The 21,773-nt window shown below is 64.2% G+C and carries 28 protein-coding genes, 1 tRNA gene and 1 pseudogene; 5 read left to right on the forward strand and 25 right to left on the reverse strand.

Features of this window, described 5'->3' with window-relative positions; genetic code table 11:
- Positions 1–35: 35 nt before the first annotated feature.
- The 10 genes from QE444_RS06980 to QE444_RS07025 all read right to left on the reverse strand — a co-directional run bounded on the left by QE444_RS06980 (position 36) and on the right by QE444_RS07025 (position 8,082).
- Positions 36–1,202: a phage tail sheath protein gene (locus tag QE444_RS06980; RefSeq protein WP_309737620.1), complete on the reverse strand. Its 1,167-nt coding sequence runs from the start codon at positions 1,200–1,202 to the stop codon at positions 36–38.
- Between the two features lie 101 nt (positions 1,203–1,303).
- On the reverse strand, positions 1,304–1,585 hold the full coding sequence (locus QE444_RS06985; protein WP_309737621.1) for a phage tail protein: 282 nt from the start codon (positions 1,583–1,585) through the stop codon (positions 1,304–1,306).
- 8 nt (positions 1,586–1,593) lie between these two features.
- The gene (locus QE444_RS06990) at positions 1,594–2,988 is read right to left on the reverse strand and encodes a phage tail protein (protein WP_309737622.1); all 1,395 of its coding nucleotides are present in this window, start codon (positions 2,986–2,988) and stop codon (positions 1,594–1,596) included.
- 2 nt (positions 2,989–2,990) lie between these two features.
- Complete coding sequence (locus QE444_RS06995; RefSeq protein WP_309737623.1) at positions 2,991–3,485, reverse strand: DUF1353 domain-containing protein; 495 nt, start codon at positions 3,483–3,485, stop codon at positions 2,991–2,993.
- A complete protein-coding gene (locus QE444_RS07000; RefSeq protein ID WP_309737624.1) occupies positions 3,482–4,042 on the reverse strand; it encodes a DUF4376 domain-containing protein in 561 nt (186 codons plus the stop codon). The genes QE444_RS06995 and QE444_RS07000 overlap by 4 nt, the downstream gene beginning before the upstream one ends.
- Positions 4,043–4,044: 2 nt before the next feature.
- A complete protein-coding gene (locus tag QE444_RS07005) occupies positions 4,045–5,610 on the reverse strand; it encodes a sialidase family protein (RefSeq protein ID WP_309737625.1) in 1,566 nt (521 codons plus the stop codon).
- The gene (locus QE444_RS07010) at positions 5,603–6,238 is read right to left on the reverse strand and encodes a phage tail protein I (protein ID WP_187978430.1); all 636 of its coding nucleotides are present in this window, start codon (positions 6,236–6,238) and stop codon (positions 5,603–5,605) included. The genes QE444_RS07005 and QE444_RS07010 overlap by 8 nt, the downstream gene beginning before the upstream one ends.
- A complete protein-coding gene (locus QE444_RS07015; protein WP_309737626.1) occupies positions 6,231–7,154 on the reverse strand; it encodes a baseplate J/gp47 family protein in 924 nt (307 codons plus the stop codon). Before QE444_RS07015 ends, QE444_RS07010 begins: the two co-directional genes overlap by 8 nt.
- Complete coding sequence (locus tag QE444_RS07020) at positions 7,154–7,495, reverse strand: GPW/gp25 family protein (protein WP_309737627.1); 342 nt, start codon at positions 7,493–7,495, stop codon at positions 7,154–7,156. Before QE444_RS07020 ends, QE444_RS07015 begins: the two co-directional genes overlap by 1 nt.
- A complete protein-coding gene (locus tag QE444_RS07025) occupies positions 7,492–8,082 on the reverse strand; it encodes a phage baseplate assembly protein V (protein ID WP_309741937.1) in 591 nt (196 codons plus the stop codon). The genes QE444_RS07020 and QE444_RS07025 overlap by 4 nt, the downstream gene beginning before the upstream one ends.
- A 95-nt stretch (positions 8,083–8,177) precedes the next feature.
- Between QE444_RS07025 and QE444_RS07030 the strand changes: the two genes are divergently transcribed.
- On the forward strand, positions 8,178–8,939 hold the full coding sequence (locus QE444_RS07030) for a hypothetical protein (protein ID WP_309737628.1): 762 nt from the start codon (positions 8,178–8,180) through the stop codon (positions 8,937–8,939).
- A gap of 3 nt (positions 8,940–8,942) precedes the next feature.
- On the opposite strand, the gene QE444_RS07035 is transcribed toward QE444_RS07030, so the two are convergent.
- From QE444_RS07035 to QE444_RS07090, 12 genes and pseudogenes are all read right to left on the reverse strand, one after another.
- On the reverse strand, positions 8,943–9,392 hold the full coding sequence (locus QE444_RS07035) for a phage virion morphogenesis protein (RefSeq protein WP_309737629.1): 450 nt from the start codon (positions 9,390–9,392) through the stop codon (positions 8,943–8,945).
- Positions 9,385–9,915, reverse strand: coding sequence for a phage tail protein (locus QE444_RS07040; protein WP_309737630.1), 531 nt, complete (start codon positions 9,913–9,915; stop codon positions 9,385–9,387). Before QE444_RS07040 ends, QE444_RS07035 begins: the two co-directional genes overlap by 8 nt.
- Complete coding sequence (lysC, locus tag QE444_RS07045) at positions 9,912–10,169, reverse strand: Rz1-like lysis system protein LysC (protein ID WP_309737631.1); 258 nt, start codon at positions 10,167–10,169, stop codon at positions 9,912–9,914. Before lysC ends, QE444_RS07040 begins: the two co-directional genes overlap by 4 nt.
- Positions 10,093–10,446 (reverse strand): annotated as a pseudogene (locus QE444_RS07050) (LysB family phage lysis regulatory protein); the annotation flags it as partial. The pseudogene QE444_RS07050 and the gene lysC, both read right to left, overlap by 77 nt.
- Positions 10,443–10,649 carry a hypothetical protein gene (locus tag QE444_RS07055; protein WP_027599399.1) on the reverse strand — a complete coding sequence of 69 codons (207 nt, stop codon included), beginning with the start codon at positions 10,647–10,649 and terminating at the stop codon, positions 10,443–10,445. The gene QE444_RS07055 and the pseudogene QE444_RS07050, both read right to left, overlap by 4 nt.
- A complete protein-coding gene (locus QE444_RS07060; RefSeq protein ID WP_309737632.1) occupies positions 10,646–11,470 on the reverse strand; it encodes an N-acetylmuramidase domain-containing protein in 825 nt (274 codons plus the stop codon). Before QE444_RS07060 ends, QE444_RS07055 begins: the two co-directional genes overlap by 4 nt.
- Complete coding sequence (locus QE444_RS07065) at positions 11,467–11,781, reverse strand: phage holin, lambda family (protein WP_115946757.1); 315 nt, start codon at positions 11,779–11,781, stop codon at positions 11,467–11,469. The genes QE444_RS07060 and QE444_RS07065 overlap by 4 nt, the downstream gene beginning before the upstream one ends.
- Before the next feature lie 12 nt (positions 11,782–11,793).
- Positions 11,794–12,018 (reverse strand): tail protein X, encoded by a 225-nt coding sequence (locus QE444_RS07070; RefSeq protein ID WP_309737635.1) that lies wholly within the window; start codon positions 12,016–12,018, stop codon positions 11,794–11,796.
- Complete coding sequence (locus QE444_RS07075; RefSeq protein ID WP_309737636.1) at positions 12,018–12,479, reverse strand: head completion/stabilization protein; 462 nt, start codon at positions 12,477–12,479, stop codon at positions 12,018–12,020. Before QE444_RS07075 ends, QE444_RS07070 begins: the two co-directional genes overlap by 1 nt.
- A gap of 101 nt (positions 12,480–12,580) precedes the next feature.
- The gene (gene gpM / locus QE444_RS07080) at positions 12,581–13,282 is read right to left on the reverse strand and encodes a phage terminase small subunit (RefSeq protein WP_309737637.1); all 702 of its coding nucleotides are present in this window, start codon (positions 13,280–13,282) and stop codon (positions 12,581–12,583) included.
- A gap of 3 nt (positions 13,283–13,285) precedes the next feature.
- Entirely contained in the window at positions 13,286–14,302 is a 1,017-nt protein-coding gene (locus QE444_RS07085) for a phage major capsid protein, P2 family (RefSeq protein ID WP_309737638.1), read from the reverse strand.
- Between the two features lie 28 nt (positions 14,303–14,330).
- Positions 14,331–15,176 (reverse strand): GPO family capsid scaffolding protein, encoded by an 846-nt coding sequence (locus QE444_RS07090; protein WP_309737639.1) that lies wholly within the window; start codon positions 15,174–15,176, stop codon positions 14,331–14,333.
- 232 nt (positions 15,177–15,408) lie between these two features.
- On the opposite strand from QE444_RS07090, the gene QE444_RS07095 reads away from it, so the two are divergent.
- Together QE444_RS07095 and QE444_RS07100 are read left to right on the forward strand one after the other, a co-directional pair.
- Positions 15,409–17,142, forward strand: coding sequence for a terminase ATPase subunit family protein (locus QE444_RS07095; RefSeq protein ID WP_309741939.1), 1,734 nt, complete (start codon positions 15,409–15,411; stop codon positions 17,140–17,142).
- Entirely contained in the window at positions 17,142–18,149 is a 1,008-nt protein-coding gene (locus QE444_RS07100; protein WP_309737640.1) for a phage portal protein, read from the forward strand. The genes QE444_RS07095 and QE444_RS07100 overlap by 1 nt, the downstream gene beginning before the upstream one ends.
- A gap of 41 nt (positions 18,150–18,190) precedes the next feature.
- Here the strand turns inward: QE444_RS07100 and QE444_RS07105 are convergent, their stop codons facing one another.
- From QE444_RS07105 to QE444_RS07115, 3 genes are all read right to left on the reverse strand, one after another.
- Positions 18,191–18,985, reverse strand: a complete 795-nt coding sequence (locus tag QE444_RS07105; protein ID WP_309737642.1) for a DUF2971 domain-containing protein — start codon at positions 18,983–18,985, stop codon at positions 18,191–18,193.
- 25 nt (positions 18,986–19,010) lie between these two features.
- Positions 19,011–19,388, reverse strand: a complete 378-nt coding sequence (locus QE444_RS07110; protein WP_309737643.1) for a DUF2513 domain-containing protein — start codon at positions 19,386–19,388, stop codon at positions 19,011–19,013.
- A 762-nt stretch (positions 19,389–20,150) separates the two neighbouring features.
- Positions 20,151–20,224, reverse strand: a tRNA-Gly gene (locus QE444_RS07115).
- Positions 20,225–20,358: 134 nt separating this feature from the next.
- Between QE444_RS07115 and QE444_RS07120 the strand changes: the two genes are divergently transcribed.
- Positions 20,359–21,420, forward strand: coding sequence for a M4 family metallopeptidase (locus QE444_RS07120; RefSeq protein ID WP_280311295.1), 1,062 nt, complete (start codon positions 20,359–20,361; stop codon positions 21,418–21,420).
- 12 nt (positions 21,421–21,432) lie between these two features.
- Positions 21,433–21,768 carry a protealysin inhibitor emfourin gene (locus QE444_RS07125; protein WP_017640065.1) on the forward strand — a complete coding sequence of 112 codons (336 nt, stop codon included), beginning with the start codon at positions 21,433–21,435 and terminating at the stop codon, positions 21,766–21,768.
- Positions 21,769–21,773: the final 5 nt, after the last annotated feature.

Genomic DNA, 21,773 nt, shown 5'->3' on the forward strand with positions numbered 1-21,773 from the left:
CAGTGGGCGCCCATAGGGGCGCCGGGTGATCAGGATCAGGCGTTTACGCGGGTCGCGAAGTCGGCCAGGTAGCGGTCGGTGATGCGCTGGCGCAGGGTCATGTCTTCCAGCGGCGGGACCGGGGTGTAGTCGTAGTCCAGGAAGAGCTTGCCGGCCTTGAGGGTGCTGGAAGCGTTGGCGTCGGCGTCGTACCAGCACTCGCCGCCCAGCAGGTAGCCCTGGCGGGTCAGCTCGCGGAACTTGGCGTTGATGCCTTCGACGATGTCGCGCACCAGGCTCGGGTGCATCGGGCGATCGACCGCCCAGAAGTGCGCCTCGGCCATGGTGTCCGCCAGCACCTGGGCGGTGCGGGTGTAGTTCTCGAAGGTGAAGAGCGCGTCGTCGCTGCAGGTGCGCGAGCCCCAGAAGCGGTAGCCCTCGTGGTTGATCAGCGTGGTGATCTGGTTGCCGTTGAGGTAGTCGCTGTCGGTGGCGGTGTTCTGCAGGTCCCAGAAGACATCCTTGGACACGCCGGTGACGCCGGCCACGGCGACGTTGGAGAGGGTCTTGTGCCAGCCCGTCTCTTGGTCGATCTGGGCACGCAGGCCTAGGGCGCGGGCGGTGGCTGCCGCGGTGACGGTCTTGTTGTCGGTGGTCGACCAGGCCAGGAAGTCCGGCCAGTGGAGCATCAGCTCGCGGGCGCTGAACTGGGTGCGGTAGGCGACGGCCTCTTCCTTGGTGGCGCAGCCATAGCAGCTGGCGTAGACGAAGGCGCGCAGCTGCTTGGCGATCGGCAGCAGGGCGGCGGTCACGGCCTGGGTGTCGAGCCCGGGAATGCCGAGGATGCGCGGCGTCACGCCGAGCTTGGCCTTGGACGCGAGCAGGGCCTTCATGCCGGTGTATCGGCCGGCGACGACGCCACCGATCAGGTTGGATTGCAGCTCGGCCGCGCTGGCGCCGTCTGCGACTCGGACCACAACCACGACGGGCTTGGACTGGTCGGCGATCGCCTGCAGGGAGGTGGCCAGCGTGCCCTTGGTGCCGGCCTTGCCGACAGCGGCCTGGACGTTGGTCAGCAGAACGGGCGTGTCGACCGGGAAGGCGGTGGCATCGGCATCGCTGCCGGTGCAAACCATGCCGATAACGGCCGTGGAAACGGTGGAAATGGAGCGGGTGCCCTGATTGATCTCGAGGACACGCACGCCGTGATGGAAGTCAGCCATGGAGGGTAAGCCTGCGCAGGTGGGTAGGTGACGCTGCACAGGCTGGCGGATCCGCGCGCGCGGGTCGCGGGGCGGGAGTTGTAGCGGGCGCCGCTACAAAATCAGGCGGCGGTGATGAGGCTGGCCACGTCTGGGTTGGCGGCGAGGAAGGCCTTGAGCTTGTCGACCGGATCCTCAGCGTCGAAGGCCTTGGGGCGATTGACCAGACGCCAGGCGGTGCCATCCCAGCGCGGCCACTGGTTGTCCTCCCAGGCGGCTGGCGGCGGCGTTTCCACGCAGCGCGCCGGCAGGTGATAGACGCCAGGCTCGAGCGGCGACTCATCGGCGGAGGTCTGCCCCTGGTAGAAGCCGGCCTGGTCGGTTTGATAGACGATCTTGTCCATGGGACACCTCAGTACTTGATGATGGCCAGCAGCGCGATGTTGCGCGGGCGCGCCTCGCTGCCGCCGCTCGGGTCAATGGTGACAACGTGGGTGTGGTCGCCGTTGGTGCTGGTGTTGTAGCTACTCGTGCGGTCGGTAAAGTTGTTGCCGCCGGACAAGCCACTGCTGCTGGTTTCGTAGGTGTCGGTGTCCGAATAGACGTGCGAGTGCGCGCCGGCCTGAGAGGTCTTGCCGGTGTGGACGTGCTCCTGGTTCTGGCTCGCCTGCGCTGTCCCCAAGCCACGCCCCTTGTCGACGCCGCGGCCGTCGTCCACGCAGCGGATGAATTCGCCGCGCAGATCCGGCAGGTTGAAGGTGGTAAAGCCATCACCCGCGCCGTGATAGGTGCCCAGCGCGGCGAAAAGCTCGGCGTAGGCCGTACGCGAGATCGCAGCACCGTTGGCCTTGAACCAGCCAGCCGGGGCGGTGGTACCGGCGAAGTAGCCGACCGTACCGGCCGGCACCCGCGTGATCATCGCGTCCACCTCGCCCTTGCTATAGAGCTCCATGTTGGCTCGGGCCTTGGCCTTGTCCGGCACGTCGGCCAGGTTCTGGGTCTTCATCAGCGGATCGAAGAAGGTGCCGAGCGGGTCGTTCTGGGCCAGCACGATCTTACTGCCGGCGGCGTAGCTGCTGGTGAGCTTGAGTGCGGTGGTGCTGGTGGCGTTCCACTCCTCGCCGGCACGCAGTCGGGTACCGCCCACGTAGACCGCCAGGCCCACGGTGGTGGTCTTGGCCAGGTTGACCACGGTCTGGTTGGCAGCCAGCGTCTGGATCTCCTCGATCGAGCGCACGACAACGTTGGTTTCCGTGGGGTCCTCCCAGCCGTATTCGCCGGGGCCGTTGCCCCACTTGGCCAGTACCTGGCGTACGGTCCCGCCAGGGATGATCAAGGCCTTGGCGAAGGTGTTGAGCACCCAGGTGTGGCTGGCCACCGCAAGGTTCGGGTCCACCTGCAAGTTGATCACCGAGGCGTTCGAGGCCAGGAATTGCACGCGCAGCACGGCGTCCGAATAGGCCCCTTCGCCGGGGAGCGGTTTGTAGGTGTCCGGCAGGTTGCCGACCACGAACAGGCTGCCCTGGTCGTCGTAGAGGCCGACCTCACGCAGGGTGAAGCCGCCGGTAGCCGCTGGGATCACGATCTCGGCGATGAAGCCGCGCGGTTCGTCCGGATCCTGGTAGACGCGGTTGATGGTGGTGCGATAGCGCTCGCGTACCAGTTGGGTCATACCCTCGGCCGGGGTGACGGCGTTGCCGTTGCCATCGCCCACGGCGGCCTGGGTCAGGTTGATGGCGACGCCGGCAGCCTCGGCCTGGGCCAGGCGCTTGAGCCCGTAGGCGGTGTGTATCGTGTGGAAGTCCATGATCAGCCCTTGCTGCCGGTGTGGTAGTGACTGGCCCCGCCGAGGCGTGGCCCGATCCAGAAAATGAATGCTCGCCAGCGCGCTTCACCCTCAGCCCGGCAGGCGCGGTACAGCACCGCGTCCGCCGCAGCGCGCGGCAGCTGGCCAGTGCGGTAGAGGAAGTCGTGGACGAAGGCGGCCAGCACGGCGTAGCCGGCCAGAGCGGCGTAGATGCCGGTGGCGCCGATGCTGGTCCACAGCAGCGGATCCGCGGCCGCCTGCAGGGGCAGCAGCAGCGCGCAGACTGCGCCGGCCACCCAGGCTACAGCCGCCAGGATCAGGGCCCAGCGCGCGACCTCTCGCAGAAAGCGGATCGATGCCAGGTCGCTGCGCTCGCCAGTGGGCACGACAATCCGGCCGTAGACCGGGTCGACGAAGACCAGCGGCTCGACAAGCTCCCAGGTCCAGCGGTCCACCTGGCGCATGGCCGGGCGGTTCTCGAAGTAGCCCTTGCTCATACCGGCCACCACTTGTCGGCGGCGAAGTCCTGGGGGATGGGCACCATCGCCTTGAGGTCGCTGCCAGCCTGTACCAGTGCGCTCTTGCGGGCCGTGGCGGCCTGGCCCAGGGCGAGGGCTGTCTGGGCATCCATCGGCACGCGGGTGTTGTCGGCGGCGATCCAGAAGAAGTCCTTGGCCGCGTCTGCCCAGCGCAGCTCGCCGACCTTGGCGCCGTTCATGATGGCCGCGAGCGCGTTGTTCATGGCGCCCAGGATGTTCTCTCGGTCGCCCGCCTCGCGGGTCTGGTAGTGCTTGCCCTGGAACTCGAAACCCAGTTCCACGCGGCGGTCCCGCTCGGCGTCGACCTGGTCAGCAGTAACCACCGGCAGCGGCTGCTCTGGCGCCTTGTCGGCGGCGATCCAGCCCTGACCATTCCAGACTGCCACTTGGCCAGCCTTGAGCTTGGGCGGCGCGGTCGGCGTGCTGCGCTCGGGGATGCCCGTCATAGGGTCGGCCTGGATGGATCCAGCCAGGACGCCATCGGCGCCCCATTGGTAGAGGTTGATGGGGTCCATGGTCATTTGGCCTTGACGAAAGTTGCGTAGGGCGCCACTTGGGCGAGTGATTTCGGGACTTTGAAGGCGGTGCGCACGTCGTATACCGGAACGCACTTGTTGATGACGTAATTGCTCCCGCCCTGCGCGTACCAGGTTCCCAGGCCGTCGGTACAGACGTTAACCGTCCAGCTCTGGTTGGTTGGCGCGGCGCTAACAGCGACGTTCGTCACGCCCGTCGTGTCGGTTGTTACGACAAACCGCATCGCGCCACTGGTAAAGCAACCGGCGACGCCTATCCCGTAGGAGTCAAGTGCAACCGTGTACGGATTCCCGGAACCGTACATGTTCAAAACGCCGTATTTCCAATTAAGGCCGTCGGTAGTACAGGCCATCACCTGGTAATAGCTGCTACTAATCACGTAGGTCCCGGCCAGGACCATGACGCCATTACTTGAGGCGGCGCAGTAATAGTCGGCCGAGCCATAACCCATTGTGATCTGGGTCCAGGTCAGGCCGTTGTCCGCACTTCGGAAGGCAATATTTTGCTGCCCCGCAATCGCCAGCCACACGCCCGCGCCATTTGTGGCAGTTCCCCCTCTGCTATTGTTTGGCGTCGTCACCTTTGCCCAGGTCAGGCCGTTATCCGTCGAGCGCATAACAAAAGCGCCGTTGGAGCTAGCGATCCAGGTGCCCTTGTTGTCGGTGCCGACGCCCAGCAGGTTCTGTCCTGCCCCGGTGTTGATCGCGGTCCAGGTCAGGCCATTGTCCGCCGAGCGATAAACGTAGCCCGAATAACAAGTGACGACGAAAACGCCCTTGCCATCTGTACCGCCGCCCGTAATGGTTGCGGTTCCCGGCGCGTTGATCGTGGCAAAGGAGGCGCCGCCGTCCGTGCTGCGCCGGAATACGGGAGCGCTACTGGAGCCATCACTAAAAACAAGGACGCCATCCTTTCCGACCGCCATAAAAGCGGCTTGCGTGGCCGGAACGGTTGAAATCTGCGGCCAATTCGCGGCGCCCGTCGCGTCAAATCCCGTGAGCCCGACCTTTGCGAACAGGTCCGGGTAGCTCGCCTGTAAATAGACCGCGCCATCAGGAATCCAGGTTGCATCGGGGGCGCCGCGCAGGGTCGCGAGAACATCCCCAATGCCCGGCTTCCAGTAGGTTCCGATCAGGGTCTCCGCCCAGCCTTTCGGGACCGCATGGAGCGGGTCGGTCGGGGCGCCCGACAGCTTGAGCGGGCCGGTCATGGTGCCGCCGCCCTTGGCGAGCTTGGCGGTGTCCAGGTCGGTGATGGCCTTCGCGTTGTCGGCGATCTCCTTCGCCTGGTTGGTCAGGGCGGCATCGACCGTGACTGTTCCGAACCCGATCAGCTTCGCGCCGCCGGTGCCCTTGAGAGTCTCAGCCGTAGCGCTGGCCGCTGCGATCGCAGCTGCAAGGCGGGATACCACGCTGGGCAGCGTCTCGACCTTCTTGCCGTCGACGGTGATGTAGTAGCCCGCGGCGTTGCCGTTGGCGAAGTCGGCGACGCGCGCCTCATTCCCCCGGAAGCGGGTGATTACCTCGGGTAGGGTCAAGTCAGCCATTTTTCAGTTCCAGCGCCTGGACCAGGTCCACGTTGGTGAGTTGGTGCAGCCCGGACTCAGCCAGGACGAAGCCAGGCTCCAGGGCGGCGTATTGGGTGTCGGAGGGGCGGACGGTCAGCTCGAAGCCGGCCGCAGTGACGGCGCCGCGGTAGGCGCGGGTCTTGGTGGCGACGCGCAGCTCGATGGTGTCCAGGTGCGAGCGCAGGTTCTTGGCTGCCTCGACGACGGGCATAAAGCGCAGGGCGCTGCTGTTGGGCACGCCGATCTGGTCGACGTCGATCAGCAGGCGGAAGGTGCCGGGCTTGCCGGGCGGATCCTGCTGGTACCACTCCTGGACGCGGATCGGGAAACCCAGCGCGGCCAGGGCGTCCTTGATGGCGCCGAAGGTGCCCTTGGTGCGGTGGACCTGGATGCTCGCGCGGATGGTCTGGCGCTTCTGGTTCTCGCTCCACAGCGGATCCCAGGCGTCGACCGACAAGGCCCAGGCGAGCCAGGGCAGCTGCTCGGCCGGGGCGGTGTTCGGGTCCCAGACCGACCGGGTAGGCACCGGCACGTCGCTGATGGCGCTGCCGGTTTCAGCCAGGCGCCGCTCCAGGTCCGTGCTGTTGGGTGGCAGCAGCTCAGACATTGGTAGCACCCGCCACGGTCAGGGTGACGCCGGTCAGGTTGCTGGCTTCGCCGTTGCCCAGCACCAGGCTGGCGGCGGGCTTGGTGAGCTTGACTGCCTGGACGCCGGACTGGTGCAGGGCCTTGTACAGGCCGGACAGGGCGACGTCATAGCCGATCTTTTTCACGCTGGCGGCGTAGTCCTCGACCGCCTTGTAGGCAGCAGCGACCACGACATCGGAATCCGGGCCGTCGTAGAGGGTGAGCTCGGCGTTGACCTGGTAGTCCACGATGTTGGCCGACAGCACGGTCACCTTGTCGGTGAGCGGCCGGACCTTCTCGGCGTTGAGGGCGGCGGTGACTTTGGCCAGCAGCTCGGGCGAGGCCAGGCCGGTGCCCAGGCGCGACAGCACGTAGACGGTCACCTGGGTCGGCGCCGGACTGATGGCCTGGACGTCACGGACGTTGCCATCGGCGGACAGGCCGTGGAAGACGTAGCTGCCTTGGCTGCCGGCGGTGGTGTAGCCCTCGGGGGACAGCTGGATCCGCGCGCGGAAGTCGTCGTCGGATTCGTAGACGGCAGCGGTGGGCGGCACGGCGTTGGGGTTGGCGGCCTTGAGCAGCAGGCGGGTCACGCTGAAGTTCGCGCCGAGCTGGTCCAGGTCGGTGCCAACGGCGAAGGCCAGCATCACGCCGCGGGTGGCATCGTTGACCCGCTGGCGCAGCACCAGCTCCCGGTAGGCGTTCTCCTGGAGCAGCTTGTTGACCGGGTCCGACTCCAGGGCCAGGCGCTCGCGAATGGCGGCGCGCTCGGCCGCGGGGTAGAGGCTGATGAGCCGTTCCTTGCGGGCGGTGAGCAGGGTCTCGAAGTCCAGGGTCTCGACGATGGTCGGGGCTGGCAGCTGGCTGAGGTCGATAGGGCTGAAGGTGTCGACCATTACAGGCCTCCCAGGGTGAGCGGTGCGCGGAGGCTGACGGCGGCGTCGTTGACGGTGCTGTAGCCCTCGAGGTCAACGAAGGCCTGGCCCGGGGCGTCGCCCAGGCTGATGCCGATGTAGGTGAGGTTGAGGCGGGGCTCCCAGCGCAGCAGGGCCGTCACCGCGGTGGCCTTGGCCTGCAGGGCGAGGGCAGGGTTGAGCGGCTGGTCGAGCAGGCTGAACAGGTCGCAGCCGTACTCGCGGCGCATGGTCCGAGTGCCGATCGGCGTGGTGAGAATGTCGGCCACCGACTGCTGCAGGTGCTCGAGCTCGGTGACGGTCAGGCCGGTGGTGCGGTTCATGCCGGCGCTCCTGTCTGGGCGCCGCCACTCTGGACGCCGCCATGCTTGTGCTTGACCAGGCTGATGCCGGCGGCGACCACGTCTTCGCTGACGGTCACCTTGCCGGTGACGTTCTGGTTGCCGGTCTGGGTGTAGTCGCCCTGGTGGTTGATCGGGCCGACGATGTTGATGCCGCCGGGGCTGGTCAGGTCGGTGACGCCGGCGGCGGGCAGGATGGCGCGCAGGCGATGGGCCACGCTGTCGTACTCGACGACGGCGCCGTCCGGGTAGGTGCGGCGGTGCAGGCCGGCGCGATCGCCGTTGGCGGGAATGAGGGCGCTGAACAGGCCGGTAATGGCGATGCCCTGGGCGGTCTGGCCGCTGGGACTGAAAACGACCACCTGCTCGCCCACGGTGGGTGGATCCCAGTCGCGAGTGGTGCCAGCGCGCAGGGCGGTCCAGGGCAGCCAGCCGGTCAGCAGCTCGCCGCTCTGAACCCGGACCCGGGCAGGGCGTTTGTTTGGGAGACTGCCATGGTCGACCTCGGCAACGGTGCCGAGGCGGATCAGGTTCTCGATGAGGCGGGAAAGGGCGGCGATGTCGGTCATGCGGGCGAGGATGGCGACCGCGGTAATGCGTTGCACTGGACTAGAGTTGTAGGCGGTGCAGGTACAAATTTTGGTTCAAGGGATAGGAGCTGATGATGGATAGCGGGAAGAAGATTCAACTGATAGTAAAGCGAGGGGTTGAGCTGGCAGGCGCGGCGGCTGGGCCAGCTATATCACTTGCGTTAGGTGATCCGTCTGGTGCCTCTGGTGCTTTTCTTGCCCAGGCGGGGGTTGTTATCACCCAAGAGCTAACTGACTTTGTTGATAGACAGCAGTCTGATCGAGAGCTTGTAAGAGCGGCCGGGGCAATCACCCTGGCGGTGCACCGGATCCAACAGAGAAGGGAGCAAGGCGAAGAAATCAGAGACGATGATTTTTTTAGAGTCCGCTCAGGAACAGTTCCAGGTGGTCGTGTGATCTTGGACGGTGTCTTAACAAAGGCTAAGCATCAATACGAAGAGCAAAAGGCACTAATTCTAGGTGAGGTTTTTACCTCTACCGCCTTCGATTCTACGATTTCAGCAGCTGATGCGTCTTGGCTTATCAGTTGTGTCGATCGGCTAACTTACAGGCACCTTCTTATACTTGCTCACTTCGCAAGTATTGATCCGCCGATTTGGCATGATAATAATTTGAAGTATATAGCGGCTAGAAGTCCTGTTGTTGTAACTCAGATTCGCGAGTTGCGATCTGCCTCTTTGCTTTCGCATCAATCAACTTACGCTGCTGATGTTGTAATAACAGAGGCGGGTAAAAAGTTAGTTGAGGCTGGTAATTTGCGCCACTACCTAAGAGAGGATGGAGCAGAGCTTGAGCAGCCACTCGCACCGCCTCCTATTGATTGGCAAAGTCGATAGCATTCAAAGCCCCAAGCCATCCAATAGCGAGTCGCGCAGCTGTTGCAAGTCTTGGTCAGACAGGCCGAGCAGTTCGCGGCGGGCATAACGGACCTCGGGGGCTCCACGCTCGGCGCGGTCTTTCAGGCCGTACTGGTGAACGCGGGCGATGCGAGAGACGCGGCCAGCGAAGCCGATCACCGCCTGCTGCGGCGAACCCTTGGCCTTGAGGTAGCGGGCCATCTTGAGCTTCTCGAACATGCGCCGCTTGATGCGCCCCTTCTTGCCGCGTAGATCCCGCGGTTTGCGTGCGTCGAACGGCGAGCCGTCCGGGTTCACCTGGGCGCGGATCCGCTGCTGCTGGCTGCGGCGCAGCTGCTGGGCAGCCTTGCGGGCCAGTTGAGCCCGGCCGCGGCCGTCGAGCTTCTGCAGGAGCGGCGAGAGCCAGGTCTCCAGCGCCTCGAGGTCAGCCACGGCTGCGGCCCGGGTGCGGTGTCTCCAGGGCGAGGGCGTCGCCAGCGGATCCGGACTGCCACTCGGCCAGCAGCTCGCCACCGGCGAAGACCTGCCAAGTGCCTGGCTCCTGGTACTCGGTGTATTTCGATTCTGGAACGTGGCTCAGCTGATAGGTGCCGTCTGGCTGGCTCTTGACGACCACGCGCTCGGTGAGGGGCAGCGTGATCGCCAGATCCACCTTGGAGTTGTCCAGGATGTCGGCCTCGAAGCCGATGCCCTGGGCGGACTTGTCCAGGTTGACCAGGAGCTCGGACTGGTTCGTCCGGACCCAGGCCAGCAGCGGCAGCATCACGGCGTCTGGGTGGCCGGCGAAGTCGGTCAGGATGATCTGCAGCTCGTAGCCGTACTCCCAGGACAGGCTGGCCGCCGCGGTGCAGCGCAGCTTGCCCTTGTCGATGAAGACCAGCAGCCGATCAGGGCTGTGGCGCAGCTCCGGCACTGCAGCGAGCAGGTGGGCGCGGAGGCTTTCAGGCTTGTTCATGGGTGGACCTGCTGGGCGTCATAGACCATATCGACCTGGGCGGCGCAGTCGGCCCAGGCAGCTTCCAGGGCCTCGCTGTCGTCCAGGAGCTCGCCGTTATTGCGCGGGGCGGTCGACGGCAGCTGGCAGCGCGTTACCACTGGACAGCCACTCACGGTAAGCCGTGGCTCCGGTGAGGACGGGCCGCTGGCGCAGCCGGCGAGCAGCAGCAGGCAGAGGCTGGCCAGCCCAAGCCTTGAAGTCGGCGTTTTCATCTTCGAGCTCCTGGATCCGGCGCTTGCGGACATCGATCTCGCGGCGCAGGTCTGTCTGGGTGGTTTGCAGCTGGGCCTGGGCGGCCCGCTGCTGGGTGAGGGTGGCGGTGAGGTGGTCGCGCTCGCCGGTCAGCTGGGTGACCTGGTCCTCGGCGGCCTCGCGCTTCTGGTTGGCCTGGTCTATGCGCAGGCCCTGCGCATAGAGGGTCAGGCACAGCACGGCGATCGTCAGGGCCAGGGCGAGCGCGAAGAGCGCCTTCTCCTTCCAGCTGATCATTGGCGGTACCAGCCAGCGCGGTTCATCGCCGCCTGGTCCAGGTGCTCGAGCTCGCCGATCACCACGACAGCCCGCACGCCAGGCTTGGCTGTCTGGATGGCTTCGCAGAGGCGCTCGGCTTCTTCAAAGGACGCGCCGGCCGGCAGGATGAAGACCTCCCCATCCTGCGGATCCAGGCGCTGCACGTCGGTGACGGGTGTCATGCGGCGTCCTTAGCCGGGGCGGCGGTGCTGTAGCGGGCGAAGGCGCGCTCGAGCTTCACGTCGTAGAGGTTGCGGGCGTAGGCAGGCCCGTTGTAGCCGCGGGCGAAGTCGGCCCACTTGCCGGCCTTGAGCGCCTTGAGCAGGGCGGGCTCCGCCTTGATGAAGCGGACGAAGGCGGCGAGCTGCTCGGCTTCGCTCGCGCGCATGCGGGTGACGAAGTCCTGGACGCTGGCATAGCCCAGGTCCTGCCAGTGGTAGCCCATGACTTGGAACAGCCCCCAGCTGCACGACTCCAGCGCGCAGGCCTCGTCGATCTGCCGGGCCAAGGTAAGGCGCTGCCACTCGGCCGCACCGCCCGCATAGCCGCCGGACTTCGGGTTGATCAGGTTCGGATTGAGGGCTGCCAGGCGATCGGCCTCGGCCTGGCCGTGGGCTTTCACCAGTCGCTGGTAGAAGACGTGGCGCTCGAACAGGATCACCACTAGGCCGTTATCCAGGAAGCCTTCGCCCTTGGACTCGACCTCATTGACCGCCTGGACGGCTGCGACGGGGACGCCCAGGGTCTTGGCGGCGAGCTCGAGGTCGGCGTAGCCCAGGTGCAGCGGGTCGCGCTTGCCGAGGAGGGCGGCGAAGGTCTTCGGGCCGGCGATGCCATCGGCCACCAGGCCGACAGACCGCTGGAAGGCTTCGACGGCCTGCTCGGTGCCTTCGTCATAGTCGCCGTCCAGGTCGACGGTGAAGCCAGACGCGGCCAGGGCTTTCTGCAGGTCGCGCACAGCCAGGCCGTGGGCGCCGAGGATCAGGATCTTGGGCTGGTTCATTGCGTTTCCACCTTGCGTTCGACGAAGCGTTTGGCCGCGGCGCGAGTGCCCTCGACGCCCAGCAGTCCGATGATTCCGCCCCAGAAGGGGCCGGTGCTGGCAGGGATGCCCAGCAGGGAGAGGCCGTGGCTTGCGGCCAGGGCCAAGGCGCCGCAGAGCGGGGCCTCGAGCAGCACGCGACGCAGGGTGCCGCCGCTGTAGGCGATCCGGAGACCCGCGATGACGCAGGCGACCATGGCGGCGTAGAGCGCGGGCCAGTTGTGTTCGAGCCAGGTGGCGAACCAGGCCCAGGAGTCAGGACGGTCAGGCATGATGTTTCTCATCTAGTCCCAGAGGCTGACCGGCTGCTGCGCGGCGATGCCGGCAGAGACCTGGGCAGGGGCGTCTGGGAGGGTGATAGGGGTGCCAATCGGCAGGATGGGGCCCAGCTCTGCCAGGCCCGGGTTGGCTTCGAGCGCGGCCTCGGTGACGTCCTGGGTGCGCCCGTAATGCCGCAGGCAGATCCGGTCCAGGGTGTCGCCTTGCTGGGCGCGCACGACGGTGGCCATCAGATGAGCTCCACGGTGGTGCGGGCCAGGCCCAGGAAGTCGCGGATGGCCCAGCGCTGATCGCGGCGGTAGTCGTCGATGGTGGGAGTCTCCGCCTCGGCGTCCTTGTCGCCCTTGGCGGTGCTGTCGTAGCTGCGGTACCGCTCGGCGACCTCGGCCGCGGTGGCGGCATCGATCGCACGCAGGTACAGGTGGGCACGCTCGCTGACGCCGTCGACCAGTAGCCCGGGCACGGCGGCCAGGGTGGCGTAGCCGCTGGTGGCCTGGGCGAAGCGATAGCCGGCGAGCTCGCGGTTGACGGTGATCGCTGCGGCGATCACGGCGGCCTTGAGCTTTTCAGTGCTGACGCTGCTATCGATCCGCAACCGCGCGCGGACCTGGTCCAGCTCGATCGCGGGCCAGAAAGGGTCGGACACCACCTGACCGCTGGCGACGGTGCCGCCTGCAACGAATCCGCTCATGGTGCTGCTCTCGAATGAGTCGCCGGTGGTCGAGGCTTCACGGTCCAGGCTAGGCCTGTCCGATCCGCCCCGAGCCGGCGGGGTTGCGGGGGACCGCTCGGTTAGCCGCCAGGGGCGGCATGTTTCTTGGCCAGGCGCTCGGCCCGTTCCAGGTCTTTCTTGCCGCCGCAGCGGTCATGCAGGCTGATGGCGCGCTGCAGAGCAGCGATGCCGCGAGCCAGCTGGCCCTCGGCGCCCGGCCGCTCTTCATCGATGCCCTCGAGCTCGGCCCGGCCGATGGCCAGATAGAGCTTGGCGCGTGCCTCGTCGGGCATGTCCTGCTCGACGGTGAGCGCATCGGTGTAGAACAGGAGGTCCGGCTCGAACGGCTGACCGGCTTTCTGGGCGTTGAGAGCGGCGGTGGCCACCTCTTCAGCGATCAGGCAGCCGGTGGTCCGGGCGAAGCGATCCGGCATCACCAGACCGTGCTTGAGCACGTAGGCGGCGATATGCAGCGCACCCCAGAAGTCGCCGGCATCGATGCGCCAGATCATCACGGTGACCAGCACCTCGTCCTGGGCGCCATTGCCGCCCTCGAGCACGCCTCTGACGTAGTCGGCATAGGCGCCGAGCAGCTGCCGCTTGAGCTCGGCCTTGGCCTGGGTGGATTGCACCTGCTTGAGTCGCAGCCGGTCCTGCAGCAGCTGAGCCAGCTGCTGCTCGTACACGGTACGGCCCGCCATGCTGTCGGCCGGCCCGACCGCTGCTGCGGCGAGTGCCGCTGCGGCTGCCAGGAAGTGCCGTTTCGCGGGAGAGGAGGCCATGGCTTATACGCCCGTCACGATGTTTTCGATCAGGCAGCCGAAGCCGTAGTCCTCGACCACATAGGCGTCGTTGCTCGACTCGTAGTTCTCGATGCGGTTCTTCTCCGGCGCTTCCTTGACGAAGCGGCGGCGGCCGCCGGTTTGGTAGTAGAGCGACAGGTTCTGCAGCGAGGTGATGAAGAGTGCGTTGTCGGGGATGTAGGGCACCTCGACTGGCTGCAGGCCACCCATACGGTTAGCGGCCAAGATCAGGTCAGTGGCCAGCTTTTCAGAGGCCGCCTGTTCCTTGTTCACCAGCGGGAAGTACTTGTCGTGGACCAGGTCGCGACCGACGATGACGACCAGGCCCGGATCCTTGCGGTGCCAGGGGTCGATCAAGTTGCTGATGGCGTCGAATACCAACGAGTCCAGGTTGTTGTAGTCGGCGTCGGTGCCAGCGCCAATCACGATCTTGCCCGCGGCCTTGCCCGTCTTTAGCACGCGCTGGGGCGCGTTGTTGCGGTACTGCTGCAGCCAGCCGATGTTGACGTCCTGCAGCAGCGGGTTGGTGGCGCGGTTGGTGGTGGCCGCAGCGCTGATGCCGTTGAAGCCGATCATCAGGCGGTCCAGGGCCTGACGCTTGACGATGGCGTCACGCAGGCGCGCCTGGAAGTCCGGGAACTTGGCCCAGGCGTCCAGCAGGGAGTAGGGGATTGCAGTGTCGAAGTCGGTCTTCTCGCACTTGTAATCCGACTTATCGGTGCTGGACACGTCGCGGGGGCTGCGGCTGGCAGTGCCGGTGGTGTCGGTACGGCTGGCGATGGTGCCAGAGACGCCCAGACCGACCTTTTGGCCGAGCAGCTCGTCGACGGGAATGTTGTTGATCTTGCTCAGGAAGTCGCTGGACTCCTGGATGCGGGTTTCCAGCTTTTGCTGGACGGTGGGGTCGACGGCGAAGGTCGCGCTCGCCGAGGACACACCGCTCAGGGCGGCGACTTGGGCCAGGTATTGGTTGAACAGGGCACGAGTATCGTTACGCATGGATCTCTCCGGGAAAGTGAACGGCTGATCAGCAGTCGGTCAGGTTCTGGCCATCGCCGCCGGTGACCGGAGGGCGCTTGGTTTGGTTGGGGTCTTGGGTCTGGCTGAGTTGCACCTGCAGGGCGGTAAAATCGGTCTGCAGCTGCGCATGCTTGCCGGCCAGTTCGGCGAAAGCGGTTTCGGCGTTGGTAAAGCGGCTGTCCTGCTCGCGGACGTGCTCGGCCACCGCGGTCACGGCAGCGCCGAACTGGGCGAACTCGCCTTCGGTGCGTGCTTCCTTGCCCTTGAGCAGCTCCTGGACCTTGGCGAAGAGCAGGGCGCCCAGGCCGGGCTTGTCATCAACTTCGGCGAAGGTGAGGACGGTCTCGTCAGCCACGGTGAAGAGGTTGTCGGCGTGCAGCTTGCGGCTGGCATAGGGATTGACCGCCGGATTGGCCGCGGCGAAGGACAGCACGTCGGTACCCAGGCTGGCAGGGCTATCAGTGATGCCCAGGCCGACCAGGTAGGCGGCGCCGGTGTCGGCGAACTTGGGCGAGATCTCGACCGAGGTGTAGATCTTCTGCTTGGCCTTGTTTAAGGCCACCAGGTCGGCGGTGGGCTCGATCTGGGCAAACAGAGCCAGCTTCTTCTGGCCGTTGATCTCGACTTCCTCAGCCTTGACGGCGATCACGTCGCCATAGGCGCGGAAAGGGCTGTCTGCCAGCGAGCTGCGGATGTGCTCCATCCAGATGCGGGCGCCGTAGGTCTTGGGGTCGTAGCTGGCAGCCATCTGCTCGATCTGGCTGCGCTCGATCTGGCGGCCATCGCTGGTAGCGCCTTCGACGGCGACACGGAAGAAAGGAGAGCGGAGTTTGGGGGTCTTGGGGTCGGCCATGCCGGGGATCCTCAGAGGCTTAGCGGGAGTGCTTGGGCGATGAGGGGCATGGTCGGGACGCGCGCGCGTCCCAGCAACGAGAGGGTTTTGTAGGCGCGCTCGGTACACGGTCGCGCGCTATGGAGGAGGGGATCAGGGCGGCAGTCTGGCGGCCATGAAAAGCCTATCCGATTCCTCGCCCCTGCCAAGCCCGGCCGAAACGCCGGCGGCCGCCCCGTCCACCGACCTGCTGATGGACGTGCGGCGGCGCGCCAAGCATCTGTACTGGATGGGCTGGCGGGTGACGGAGATCGCCGAGGCGATCGGCGAGAAGGAGAAGACCGTCCACAGCTGGAAGGCCCGGGACGAATGGGATCGGGCGGACAACGTCGAGCGGATCGGCGGCGCCCTTGAGGCGCGCCTGGTGCAGCTGATCCTCAAGGACAGCAAGACCGGCGGCGACTTCAAGGAGATCGATCTGCTGCACCGCCAACTGGAACGCCAGGCGCGAATCCAGCGCTTCCAGGGCGGCGGTACCGAGGCCGAGCTCAATCCCAAGCTGGACAACCGCAATGCCGGTCCCAAGAAAAAGGCCGCGCGCAACGAATTCACCGAGGAGCAGATCGAGGCCCTTGAGAGTGCCTTCCGTGATCAGTGTTTCGGCTACCAGCTGGACTGGCTGCGGGCCGGCGGTCAACGGACCCGGGCGATCCTCAAGAGCCGGCAGATCGGTGCCACCTTCTACTTTGCCCGGGAGGCCTTCCTGGACGCCCTGATCACTGGGCGCAACCAGATCTTCCTCTCAGCCAGCAAGAACCAGGCGCATATCTTCAAAGCGTATATCCAGGCCTTCGCCCGGGAGGTCTGTGGTGTCGAGGTGACCGGGGATCCGATCATCCTCGCCAACGGCGCCGAGCTGCACTTCCTGGGCACCAATGCCCGCACCGCCCAGGGCTACCACGGCAACTTCTACTTCGACGAATTCTTCTGGACCTTCCGCTTCGAGGAGCTGAACAAGGTCGCCAGCGGCATGGCCATGCAGAAGCAATACCGCCGGACCTACTTCTCGACGCCGAGCTCAATGGCCCATGAGGCCTATACCTTCTGGACCGGCGAGCGCTTCAACAAGGGCAAGCCGGTCGCTCAGCACCTCAAGCTGGACGTCTCCCATGAGGCCCTGCAGGAGGGGCGGCTCTGTGAGGACCGGATCTGGCGACAGATCGTCACCATCCTGGACGCTGAGTCTCGCGGCTGCGACCTCTTCGACTTGGAGGAGCTCAAGCTCGAGTACTCGGCCGAGGCCTTCCAGAACCTGCTCATGTGCCAGTTCGTCGATGACGGCGCGAGCATCTTTCCGCTGGCCATGCTGCAGCCGTGCATGGTGGACAGCTGGGTCGAGTGGGCCGAGGACTACAAACCCTTCGCCACCCGGCCGCTGGGCGAGCGCCCGGTGTGGGTCGGCTATGACCCGGCCGAGACCGGCGACACCGCTGGCCTGGTGGTGGTCGCGCCGCCGCTGGTACCGGGCGGCAAGTTTCGCGTGCTCGAGCGCCACCAGTTCCGCGGGATGGACTTCGCCGCCCAGGCCGAGGCGATCCGCCAGGTCTGCCAGCGCTACTGGGTGACCTATATCGGCATCGATGTCACCGGCATGGGCAGCGGTGTGGCCCAGCTGGTGCGCCAGTTCTTCCCGAACCTGACCACCTTCAGCTACTCGCCCGAGGTCAAGACGCGCTTGGTGCTCAAGGCCTACGACGTGATCAAGAACGGCCGGCTCGAATTCGACGCCGGCTGGACCGACGTCGCCCAGTCGCTCATGGCCATTCGCAAGACCACCACTGCCAGCGGCCGCCAGTTCACCTACACGGCCGGACGCAACGACACCACCGGCCACGCGGATCTCGCGTGGGCCCTCTTTCATGCCCTGCACAACGAGCCGCTGGAAGGGCAGACCGCCCGTAATACCGGCGTCATGGAGATTTTTTGATGAGCAATTCCACCGAGCTGGCCGTTTCGACGCCTGGCCCTATCGAGGCCTTTACCTTCGGCGATCCCATGCCGGTGCTGGAAGGCCGCGAGGTCTTCGACTACCTGGAATGCTGGTTCAACGGCCGCTACTACGACCCGCCGCTATCGCTTGATGGCCTGGCCAAGGCCACGCGGGCCAGCGTCTATCTGGACTCCGGGCTCAAGTTCAAGCGCAACATGCTGGCCCGCACCTTCATCCCGCATCGCCTGCTGAGCCGCGCGGCGTTCGAGCAGTTCGCCTTGGACTGGCTCTGGTCGGGCAATGCGTACCTGGAGCGCCGGCAGTCGCGCCTGGGCACGCCGGTCAGTCTGCAGCCGGTGCTGGCCAAGTACATGCGCCGCGGCGAGGACAACCGCTTCTTCCAGGTGCGCGGGTGGCGAGACGAGCACGAATTCACCCCGGGCACCATCTGCCACCTGCGCGAGGCCGATATCAACCAGGAGATCTATGGCATGCCCGAGTGGCTCGCGGCCATGCAGTCGGCGCTGCTCAACGAGTCGGCCACGCTGTTCCGGCGCAAGTACTACAACAACGGCAGCCACGCCGGCTTCATCTTCTACATGACCGACCCGGCGCAGAAGGAGGAGGACATCGACAACGTCCGCACCGCGCTGCGCCAGTCCAAAGGGCCGGGCAACTTCCGCAACCTCTTCGTCTATGCCCCAGGCGGCAAGAAAGACGGCATCCAGCTGATCCCGGTCAGCGAGGTGGCGGCGAAGGACGAATTCAACGCGATCAAGGGCATCACCCGCGACGACATGCTCGCTGGCCTGCGGATCCCACCGCAGCTCATGGGCATCGTGCCGCAGAACGCGGGTGGCTTCGGCTCGATCCGCGATGCCGCCCTGGTCTACGCCGCCAACGAGCTGGAGCCGCTGCAGGCTCGCCTGGCCCAGGTCAACGAATGGCTGGGGGAAGAGGTGATCCGCTTCCGGTCATACGAACTCACGCAACTCCCACAGTAATGAAGAAGTTGTTCAAACTCAAAGCTCCTTCGGGGGCTTTTTTAATGATGAGCAGTATTCGGATGCCCAGGTATGATTACTTTGTATTCGGTAGGGGAGAGCTCCGATTTGAATATAGGTATTTTCTTTTTGCAGTCTTTCTCTGCTGTTTTAACTGCGCGTTTTAATGTCTTGAAATTGTCAGGGCTTATTTTGCTTCCGGAGATCACACAGTTTAAGAATGCTTCTCTGTCGTAGCTGTGTATTCCGTGGCCTTCGTTCGTTGTAACAACTCTTTCCTCTTGTTCGTAGGCCCATTTTAAGGATTTCTTTAGGAAATACTCTTCTACTTCCAATGTGGTTCCAAACTCTAGAACGGGACGAGTTTCAGAGTAAATTACCGGGTGTGGCATCATCAGATCGTGTTTGCCCTCAATGTAGTTTTTGAGGTCAATCTTGAACTCTACTACGAATCCTTGATGATGCTTAGTGTAGTGTGACCACATTAATATTTCAGTCGGTATTCTACTCAGCGATAAAACACCCACTGTAGAAACCAGTCCCTTGATGAAAGCACCGCTTTCGACCAGGCTCTTTGTTCTTGCGACTATTCTTTGCTTGCCAGTGATTCTTGCCGCCGGTGTGCTTTTGCTCTTGGCAAGCGCAATTTCCAGATACTCAGGATGTTCGTTGAGGTAGGTTGCTATGCTGGCAGTGTTGTATGCAGGCATGCAATCAAACGGATCATTAAATTCAAGTGGGCATGTATACTTTAATGTCCCCTCGGTGATTACCTTCAAGCTTCCCTCTTCAAAAGGCATGTACTTATATCGGTACAATATCTTTTCGCTATCCATGGGTTTCAGACTCCTGGGTGCCTATCTATAGTTCAATATCAGTTTGTTCTTTGATCTTTTTCTTAATGAAGCCGAGCGCTAGGTCTTTCATGAGTTCAAGAGTGAATCCGCCGGCTTGGCGGGCCCCTGATTTTGCTTTAGACCAGACCTCGGGATCTCTAACTGAATCTACAAAGTCGTGGCCAGACCACGAAAGCCCTTGGAAATACATCCCGCGAGTCGTTCCACCCTTATCTGGAAGTATAAGTCTAGCTTCGCGAAGCAGCGAAAGGTGGTATCCGATTTGTTCGCTGTTATATCCGTCGACTTGTAATTCCTCAGAGTCCTTCTTGATAACCAATACACTATCGGCTTTCTGACATAAGTCTTCGAGCTTCAGCAGAAGCTCTCGTATCAGATCCATGTCCCTTTTCATCTTTGGGCCCACCTCGGCTCAAATCCGTTTGCATGTTAGTACGACAGAGAATTCTAGACGGTTGCCGGCGCTGCGCGCGCCGTCGTCCCCCCGCCACGCCCGCGGTCTAAATGTGTCGCTTTTTCTGCAGCCCTGCACCAGGCCCCGTTCCGCGCCGCTACTGGGGCTGTACGGGGGTTGGCAGGCCTGAAAAACCCTGCGAATCCCTGCACCACCAGCCTTTTTTCAGACGGCCAAATGCAGCCCCAGGCCGTTGAGTGCTTGAGGACTTTTTCAGGTCGCCGAAAAAAGTAGGTTACCGAGGGTAGAGGGGGCGCTTGACAGGGCTCCAGGCCGCGTCATTGCTGGGTTTCGCCGGTAACCTGGGTGAGGTTACTTCAGGTTTTTTCCGAGGTTACTTTTTCTAGAACCGCTCTAGATCAAGGGTTTCAGCATGGAGGGAAGTAACCTGTCTGGAAAGTTACTAATAACCTCAAATAACCTGGAAAAAACTTTTGGCTAAACCGCTGGAGGCCTTGTCTGGCAAGGGATAGAGGGTGATTAGAAAAAAAAGTAACCTCAGTAACCTACTTTTTTCGCCAACCTGAAAAATTGCTTTCGCTACCGGGGGGAGGGATTCACGGCCGAGACTCTCGCCGTCACTCTCTAACGCTCTGACAGTCTCTCTGCCACTTGGACAGATACGGCCCCCAAAACGGCCCCCGGCACTTCCGCGTAACGCTAATGCAGCCCTGAAAGCCGCATGAATTCTGGAGCGGGCGAAGGGAATCGAACCCTCGTCATGAGCTTGGGAAGCTCAGGTAATGCCATTATACGACGCCCGCGTGGGGTGCCTTTGTACCAGAAGCCTGCCTCCGGGTGAAGAGGCGGGAGTGGTCCGGCTGTTTCGTGGTCCAACGGACAGGACCGCACGCTGCGGTGATCGGGGACCTTTGTCCCCCAGAGGAGGAGGTCGCGCATGTCTCGTTATCCGGGCACCTACCAGGGAGTGATTCCCCCCTACATTCTTGGCCGCATCATCGATCATGGCGATGAACACCAGCGTTCCTGCGCCCTGACCACCCTGAGCCACGTCCAGAGTCTGTTGCACAATCCCGGTCGGCCCGGGGTGCGCCAGGCGCCGATCGGGCCGCTGCCGCGTACCGATGACGCCAGTCCGCAGCGCAGCATCTTCGATGCCGGCAATGCCATGCAACTGCCCGGGCGCCTGGTGCGCCAGGAAGGCCAGCCGGCGCTGAGCGATGTGGCGGTGGACGAGGCCTACGACTACCTGGGCGCCACCTTCACCTTCTTCAACGAGGTCTTCGGGCGCAATTCCATCGATGGCCAGGGCCTGCCGCTGGCCGGCACCGTCCACTATGGCCAGGACTATCAGAATGCCTTCTGGAACGGCGAGCAGATGGTGTTCGGCGATGGCGACGGCGAGATCTTCAACCGTTTCACCATCGCTCTCGACGTCATCGCTCATGAGCTGGTGCACGGCGTCACCGAGAGCGAGGCGGGGCTGGTGTACTTCAACCAGTCCGGCGCACTCAACGAGTCGGTCTCCGATGTCTTCGGCATCTTGGTCAAGCAGTACAAGCTCAAGCAGACGGCTGCCGAGGCCGACTGGATCATCGGCGCCGGGCTGCTGACCAAGAAGATCAAGGGCAGGGGCCTGAGGTCGATGGCCGAGCCGGGCACCGCCTACGACGATCCGACTCTGGGCAAGGATCCCCAGCCTGGCCATATGCGCGACTACATCGAGACCCGCGAAGACAATGGCGGTGTCCACCTCAATTCGGGCATTCCCAACCGGGCCTTCTACCTGGCCGCGCTGGCCCTGGGCGGTCACGCCTGGGAAAAGGCCGGGCCGATCTGGTACGACACCCTCTGCGACAGCCGCCTGGCCAACGATGCGGATTTCGCCGCCTTCGCCCGCCTCACTGTGTCCAACGCCGGGCGCCGTTTCGGCGCCGAATCGGCCGAGGTCCGCGCGGTCGAGGAGGCCTGGGCCGGCGTGGGTGTCACCCTTAGCTAGAGGAGCAGGGCAATGCGCGAACTTCCCCCGCTGGGCAAGGACACCGTGGTGCGGCTCTCGCGACAGGGGGGCTTCGCCCCCTTGCATGCGTTGAGCAAGCCGCGGGAGATCGAATTCGGCCAGTACGACAGCGCCCAGCGCGGGCGCATCTGCTCGGTGCTGGAGCGCTGCCTGCCGGAATCCGGCGAACCAACCCAGGTCGGGCGCGGCGATCAGCGCTACTTCAAGGTGGAGCTGCGCTTTCGCCCGCAACCCGCCGAGCAGGAAGACGAACTGACCCTGCTGATCCCCGAAGACCGGGCGCCCAGCGAGCTGGTGCGGCTCTGGGACAAGGGGCTGGTGGAGTAGCGTCC

Source organism: Pseudomonas sp. SORGH_AS_0199, assembly GCF_031453735.1.
GTDB lineage: Bacteria > Pseudomonadota > Gammaproteobacteria > Pseudomonadales > Pseudomonadaceae > Chryseomonas > Chryseomonas aestiva.